Raw genomic sequence first — 3,218 nt, 5'->3', positions numbered from 1 at the left:
GCTATTGCTACGGGGTCAGCATGGCGCCTGACGGTGGAAGGCTTGCCGAGATCATCAATGGTCTCGACAATAGTTTTATCTCCGGACCGGATAGCGTCGGTCTCGAAACGCTTAATAAGGACGAGGCCGTCGCCGCATTCCACACACATGAGCATGAGGGTCTCTGCCATACTGTATGGACCTTCCATACACCCTTCATTGCCGGGATCTGCAACTGCGACCGTTCAGACTGCCTCGCTATGCGCACCACCGTCACACACGCAATACCCGTTATGTTCCGGGCCGAGTATGTTGGCAAGGTCCTTCCTGAAGAGTGCAACGGCTGCCGGGAATGTATGCGCGTCTGTCAGTTCGGCGCCATCACCTACAGCCCCTCAATCAAAAAGGCGGTCGTCGACCAGAGGTGGTGCTATGGCTGCGGGGTCTGCCGCTCCGCTTGCAAGAGAAACGCGATCCGGCTCGAGGAGCGCACCAGGGTTCCCGCTGCCGCGGCCTTGTGGTAAAAACATACAGGTCACAGGCTTCACGTGAATGCGGAAGGTATCAGGTTCTGCACACTACCCGCTATCAACTATGAGTTGCCTTTGCAGCAATCAGCTGTCAGCAAAAAGCAGGCTAAAGTTCAGGCTAAGGTTAAGCAAACTCCGGAGCGTGGCGCATTGTCATTGCGATCCCGCAGGGCGTGGCGCATTGTCATTGCGAGCGGAGCGCGGCGTTTTGTCATTGCGAGCCCGCAGGGCGTGGCAATCCCATCTTTTGAGATCGCCACGTCGCTTGCGCTCCTCGCGATGACAATAAAATATTGAACATTGAACAGATTTTGTCCTTCACGCTCGGCTCTTGGCTCTCCGCTCCCTGCTGCTTCTCCCTCTCGCACCTCACGACTAACGACTTACGGGCGTTTAACTATGAGCTGTTTTTCCCCTTGACAATATACCTGACTTACAGGAAAATGGTGAACGGAAATTTGAAATGCGTGCACCTGTCGTTGTGTGGACCATCCTTCTTCCTCTTTATTCTCACGAAAATATCCTTTGTAGTCAATTGTCAAGATTCCGGGGGACACCGTGCAAATTATAAAAATGGCGTGGAAGCTGATGCAGTACTATAACTTATTGAGGAGACCCGGTGAGATTGCACAATTACAAGACCGGTCTGTTTATCCGGGTGATGCTTATTTAACAGGAGGAAACGTTGATAGTAACGGGCGATAAAAAAACTATTCGATTACCTTACCGCTTGTTTTTTGCAGCGGCAGGATTGATTATTGCAGCCGGATTATTGCCTTCGGTTGCTTATGCAGATGCGACCGGAATGTGTCAGGTATGGGACAGCCGGATCCGGAAATACGTTTCCCGGCCGTGTGTCAAAGAAGGTCCGGCCCCCCGGTCATCAGTACCTTCTTATGACTATGAGGCTGAACGTCAGCGCCAGGAAGCAGAACGCCAAAGGCAGCTTGAAGCTGAGAGACAGCGACAGCAGGAGCTGGAGGAGCAGAGAAAAAGAGAGGAAGAGGCGGCCAAGCTCAGACAGGAACAGTTCGAAAGGAACAAGCAGGAGGCCCTGAGGAGCATGAAGGGCATCGCCGAGGGCGAGTTTGGGCTTAAGGATACCGATACCGGCGCCGTGGGCCTGAAGGATATCGGCGACACGGGCACGAGTAGTTTCGGATTGAAGGATATAACCACCTCCGCAAAGACGGATAAGCCGCAAAAGGCCGAATGCGAGTGGGGCAATATGGGTGCGTCCGTGGTCGATCTCAGGTGCCTTGGTCTTGACCCTGATAAGCCTATCGCCGTGGATCCCAATGTTACAAAAGGCAAGGAGCGGGTCTTCCCGGCCCAGATCGATCTGAAGACCTTTGAAAATGCCAACTACAACAAGGGGTTTGAGGCGCTGATGCGTTTTGATGCCGCCTCTGCCGCTGCTGCCGTGCAATACTTCAAAAAGGCACAGAAAGAACGACCGAAAGATCCAATGGTCCGGAACGGACTGCTTCTGGCGCAGGATATCTACAAGGCCCGATTGAAGAAGGAAAAGGAAAAAAATGACCAGGCCCGTGCCACATACCTTACGTTACAGAGTTATGCCGCCATGATGATGGGAGATATGGAAAAGGCAAAAGATTTTATTACCCAGGCACGAAAACTCGACCCGGACAACAATAGTACCAAGTTCGTGGAGTCCTTTTCCAAAATGGATTTGGGACCGAAAGGCTCTTACTCTGACAGGAGAGATGCATACAAGCTGGTTGCCAACAGCCTTGTATCTATAAACAGGTATGGTCATCTTGCCGTAGCTCAAGTCATGCTGGAATCAGCACAGCAATTGCAGCCGGAGGACAAGTTTATCGGCATGTTCCTTCAGGAGTTGCGTAATTATAGGACCAGCCTTGTCTCGGCAACCGCAAAAACCAAAACAACACCTTAAGAATCTCACGTGAAGGAGCGGATCATGAAAAAGATGCCTCTTGCCGGGCTGTTAATCCTTGCCCTGATAGCCGTAACAGCAGTCCCGGTGTTTACCGGAGAAATACATGACGCGATACTGGCAAAAGATATTGCCAAAGTCAGGCAACTATTGGATCAAGGCGTGAACGTCAATGTCCTTGGCGAGTACAAGCGGACTCCGCTGCATTTTGCTGCCGCGTGGGGCAATATTGATTTGGTGAGACTGCTTATTGATAGGGGCGCAAACATAGACGCCCGTGATCACGTCAAGCAAACACCGCTACATATGGCAGCTGAATCCGGCACTGCGGATATAGTTAAACTGCTGATTGAAAAAGGGGCGGATGTGAATGCCCTGACCGAATATAAGGAAACCCCGTTGCACAGAGCAGCCGGGCAAGGCATGGCCGATGCAGCTGCGTTGCTCATACAGAAAGGCGCAAACGTAAGTGCCCGGAGCTTGACTCAGGATACTCCGTTGCATGTAGCAGCCGAGTATGGGGACAAAGGTGCGGCAGGAAGAGGTAATAACGAGGAACTGGTGAAGTTGCTAATTGAAAATAGAGCTGATGTTAATGCACGTAACAACACTGGAGATACCCCGCTACACAGGTTCGCCGGGGGATACAGCTCTACCAACAAGTTGGCGGCACTGCTCATTAATAAGGGGGCTGATGTAAATATCCGGAATAATAACGGGGATACACCGGCTATGATTGCGGAGAAAAGGGGGAAACCCGAGCGAGTTGCCATATTGCGCAAGACCGG

Annotated in this window: 3 protein-coding genes; all 3 read left to right on the top strand. The window is 51.9% G+C overall.

Annotated features, from left to right (window positions below; all coding sequences use genetic code 11):
* A partial coding sequence (locus PHU49_16265) for a 4Fe-4S binding protein (protein MDD5245565.1) occupies positions 1-503 on the top strand: 503 nt, incomplete at its 5' end.
* Between the two features lie 691 nt (positions 504-1,194).
* Positions 1,195-2,430, top strand: coding sequence for a hypothetical protein (locus PHU49_16260; protein ID MDD5245564.1), 1,236 nt, complete (start codon positions 1,195-1,197; stop codon positions 2,428-2,430).
* Between the two features lie 24 nt (positions 2,431-2,454).
* Positions 2,455-3,218, top strand: a 764-nt coding sequence (locus PHU49_16255; GenBank protein MDD5245563.1) for an ankyrin repeat domain-containing protein, incomplete at its 3' end; no start/stop codon positions are given.

Source organism: Syntrophorhabdaceae bacterium, from assembly GCA_028713955.1.
Taxonomy (GTDB): domain Bacteria; phylum Desulfobacterota; class Syntrophorhabdia; order Syntrophorhabdales; family Syntrophorhabdaceae; genus UBA5609.
The sequence above is the reverse complement of the archived record's forward strand: the minus strand, read 5'-3'. Positions and strand labels throughout refer to the sequence as shown.